This is a genomic window from Flavobacterium sp. BFFFF1 (genome assembly GCF_002256285.1).
Lineage (GTDB): Bacteria > Bacteroidota > Bacteroidia > Flavobacteriales > Flavobacteriaceae > Flavobacterium.
Window position 1 is genome coordinate 1 of record NZ_NKJE01000040.1, and the last position, 3337, is coordinate 3337.

The following is a 3337-nucleotide window of genomic DNA, read 5'->3' on the forward strand; positions in this document are numbered from 1 at the left end:
AGCAACTCAGCAACTCAGCAACTCAGCAACTCAGCAACTCAGCAACTCAGCAACTCAGCAACTCACTCCTCTTTCTTAACAACTTTCCGTGCCACTTCAATCTTAAATTTTCTGCCCTTCATTTTTTCGTCGCGGATATTGGAAAGCAGGTGGCTGACTTTGGCAAACTTCACTGCGGCAAAGGAAATAAAGTCCTTGACTTCAATCAATCCCAAATCGCCTTTCTCGAGTTTTCCTTTTTGGGAAAAGAAGCCCACGATGTCAATCTTGTTCAGTTTGTTTTTCTTGCCACCACTGATGTAAATCGTTTGGAATTCCGGCGGCTTGGGTAAGGTTGTGGCATGGGCTACTTTTAAAACGGGCATACCATAGTCGATGTATTCCTGCTTTTTTTCGCTTTCGTGTGTAATGATGTAGGCAGTTCCCGAAGCCTGCATCCTTGCCGTTCTTCCATTTCGATGGGTGAACTCGTCTTCCTTCGAGGGTAAATGATAATGGATGACATGCTTCATTTCCGGAATATCCAGACCTCTAGCGGCCAAATCGGTGGTAACGAGATAGGTTACGCTGCCATTCCTGAACTGAATTAACGCCCGTTCCCGTTCCTCCTGATCCATTCCGCCGTGATAGTATGTGGCATAAATCCCTTTTTCATTTAAGGTGTCGCTAATGCGTTCGGCAGCATCCCTGTGGTTACAGAATATCAGTGCCGATTGCGATTTCAGCGAACAAATCAGATGATACAGGGTTCCGATTTTATCTTTCTCGCTGGAAACGACCATTTTCATGGCAAGGTTAACTTTTTCGGCTTCAGTCGGAATAAAATCTAAAATGGTTGGATTTACAACCTTTGTATACTTTGGAATTTCAATGCCTGCAGTGGCCGATACCAGTATCCTTTTGTTGAGTTTGGACAATTTGCTGATAATAAAGGACATTTCTTCATGGAATCCCAGTTGCAGTGACTTATCAAATTCATCCAAAACCAACGTTTGGATGCGGTCAGTTTTGAAAGTACCGCGATCAATATGATCGGCTATTCTACCGGGTGTTCCAATCAAGATAGCGGGTGGATTCGATAGGTTCTTAATTTCAGTGTCTATGGAATGCCCGCCGTAACAAACATTTACTTTATAAGTAGTACCCATCTTTTTCCAGACTTGTTCAATCTGCAGTCCCAATTCCCTTGAAGGCAGGATAATTAAGCATTGCACGCCGGCCACATACTCATCCAATAGTTCTAAAATGGGTAGTAAATAGGCGAGCGTTTTCCCGGAACCTGTTGGCGAAAGCAACAAAACGTTATGGTCATTGACTATAGTTTCCTGTGCGGCAAGCTGCATGTCATTTAAGCGGTCGATGCCTAAATTCAGCAGTACATTATTGGAATGGTGCGGATTTATCATTTGGCAAAGATAACAGATAAGAGGTCAGTGGCCGGCATTGCGCAGTCAGAATAAAAACCAAACACGTAAAACAGGGGGCGCTATCTTAACAGTTTTTCTTCTTCAAACAGCAATTTGATATTCTCATAAGAATTCTTCAGTGCTTCGGTAACCTCGTCAGGATTCAGCCAGGCTACTTTTTCAATGCCTTCTTCGAGTTGTGGCAGTAATGCGCCATCATAGGAGCTTCGCATTTCAAACCAATGGGTAATTTTGAGCTTGTAGCGTCCATTGCGCTTAAAAATATGGTAGGTCTTCTGTAGTTTGTCAGTGATGACGAGTTTTCCGACACCCGTTTCTTCCTCGACTTCACGCAATGCGGTGTATTCAATTTCCTCGCCTTTTTCAATACCGCCTTTGGGCAGGTCCCATTTGCCATTGCGGAAAATGAACAGTACTTCGTCTTTTTTATTGTAAACGATTCCTCCACCGGCTTTCTGGACCGGCATTTTGGATTTAAGGGTTTTCATGATTTCCTTTTCATCCGGATGGTACAAATAGGCCTTCTGAATTTTATTCTGGAATATTTTGGTAATAACCTTCTTTATATCAGCGCTTTCCAGCAAAAACAGCTGAAAATCGGTCTCTTTCACGATTTCATTTGTGAGGAAAAGCGGTTTGTCGTTTACAAAAACTTTATACATTTGTAATATGATTTTTAATAAAGATACAGCCAGTAAAACAGCCGAATTGCTTTTACAAATAAATGCAATTAAATTGAATCCAGGAAATCCTTTTACATGGGCATCGGGATGGAAGTCGCCAATTTACTGTGACAACAGGATTACACTGTCGTTTCCGCCGATTCGGAATTACCTCAAGGAAGAGTTTGCGAAGAACATCGAAAAGCAGTTTGGAAAGCCGGACGTGATTGCAGGCGTAGCCACAGGGGCGATCGGGATCGGGCTGCTTGTCGCCGAAGCGTTGGCACTGCCATTCGTGTATGTCAGGCCGGAACCGAAAAAGCATGGTCGGCTGAACCAGATTGAAGGATTTTTGCAGAAAGGACAAAATGTTGTCGTCATCGAGGATTTGATCAGTACCGGGAACAGCAGCTTAATGGCAGTTGAAGCCCTTAAAGAAGCCGGAGCGAATGTGAAGGGCATGGCCGCTATTTTCAGCTATGGATTTGATGTTGCCAGTAAAAACTTTAAGGCAGCGAACATCGATTTATACACGCTGAGCAATTATGAAAATCTGTTGCCTTTGGCTGTAGCCAAAAAATACATCACTGAAGCCGAAGAGCAAACCCTGATCGAGTGGAGGCTAAGCCCTTCTACGTGGGGAATAGAAGTTTAATCAGTACTTTTTCCATAACCCAACACCTAAAAACCCAACACCCAGATATGAATCTCGAAAGCCCAAAAGTTACCGTAGAAAAATCGGCCGAATATGTATTTGATGCCTTATCGCAGGTCAGTAATTTCGAAAAACTGATGCCTGACAGCATTTCTAAATTTGAAGTTTTAGACGCTGATTCGTTTATTTTCGGGCTGAAAGGCATGCCGGAAATAAAGCTGAGAATGAAAGAAAAAACGCCGGTAAGCGGGTTGGTTTTGGGCGCTGCCAGCGACAAGCTTCCCTTCACGCTTAAAGCGAAAATTGATGCTGTATCAGACCACACTGCCGATGTACAATTGTTTTTTGAAGGCGAATTTAATGCGATGATGGCCATGATGGTGAAAGGGCCTATCAGCAAGTTTATTGAAACGCTGGCGCAGAATATGCATAAGTTGTAATTTAGCGAACAGCGAACAGCTAATAAAGCATCGAAATTTCCTTAATCCCGAAGTGTTTTTCACTATCGTGTTCCAAGAATAGCTGAAGCCTTCCATCAGCCGTTACCCCATGGACCATTCCCATAAAGCGATTTCCGTCAGCATCTTCAAACG

General features: G+C 43.3%; 4 protein-coding genes. 2 read left to right on the forward strand and 2 right to left on the reverse strand.

Annotation, left to right across the window (positions count from 1 at the left end; all coding sequences use genetic code 11):
* Positions 1-62: 62 nt before the first annotated feature.
* Together CFE23_RS15490 and CFE23_RS15495 are read right to left on the reverse strand one after the other, a co-directional pair.
* Entirely contained in the window at positions 63-1406 is a 1344-nt protein-coding gene (locus CFE23_RS15490) for a DEAD/DEAH box helicase (RefSeq protein ID WP_291089995.1), read from the reverse strand.
* Between the two features lie 80 nt (positions 1407-1486).
* Positions 1487-2089: an NUDIX domain-containing protein gene (locus tag CFE23_RS15495; protein WP_291089998.1), complete on the reverse strand. Its 603-nt coding sequence runs from the start codon at positions 2087-2089 to the stop codon at positions 1487-1489.
* Positions 2090-2096: 7 nt separating this feature from the next.
* Between CFE23_RS15495 and pyrE the strand changes: the two genes are divergently transcribed.
* On the forward strand, positions 2097-2744 hold the full coding sequence (gene pyrE, locus CFE23_RS15500; RefSeq protein ID WP_291090001.1) for an orotate phosphoribosyltransferase: 648 nt from the start codon (positions 2097-2099) through the stop codon (positions 2742-2744).
* A gap of 47 nt (positions 2745-2791) precedes the next feature.
* On the forward strand, positions 2792-3184 hold the full coding sequence (locus tag CFE23_RS15505; protein ID WP_291090004.1) for an SRPBCC family protein: 393 nt from the start codon (positions 2792-2794) through the stop codon (positions 3182-3184).
* Positions 3185-3337 lie beyond the last annotated feature (153 nt).